The organism is Streptomyces lancefieldiae, from assembly GCF_031845825.1.
Lineage (GTDB): Bacteria > Actinomycetota > Actinomycetes > Streptomycetales > Streptomycetaceae > Streptomyces > Streptomyces lancefieldiae.
The window spans coordinates 1-391 of record NZ_JAVRFH010000409.1; the positions used below are offsets into that span (position 1 = coordinate 1).

1 protein-coding gene is annotated in these 391 nt (G+C 66.2%); it reads left to right on the top strand.

All coding sequences use genetic code 11. From position 1 onward, the window contains the following. Window positions 1-391 (top strand): ABC transporter substrate-binding protein (locus RM812_RS42735; RefSeq protein WP_311586508.1); only part of this gene is annotated, 391 nt, incomplete at both ends.

Below are 391 nucleotides of genomic sequence, written 5' to 3' on the forward strand. Positions count from 1 at the left end.
GCCCGCCGTCCGCACGGCCATCGCCCACATCGTGGACCGCGACGCCCTGGTCGCCAAGGTCTACCGGGGAACCGCCGAACCCCTCTACTCGAAGATCCCCAAGGGCATCTCCGGACACACCACCAGCTTCTTCGACACCTTCGGCGATCCGGACGTGAAGCAGGCCAAGGAGATCCTGACCTCGGCCGGGATCACCGAGCCGGTCAAGATGACCTTCTGGTACACCACCGACCGGTACGGCTCCTCCACCCAGCCCGAGTTCGAGGAGCTGGAGCGGCAGCTGGAGAAGTCGGGACTCTTCGACATCACGCTCGAGAGCGCACCCTGGAAGACCTTCCAGGAGGGCTTCACCCAGGGCGAGTACCCGGTCTGCGGCCGTGGCTGGTTCCCG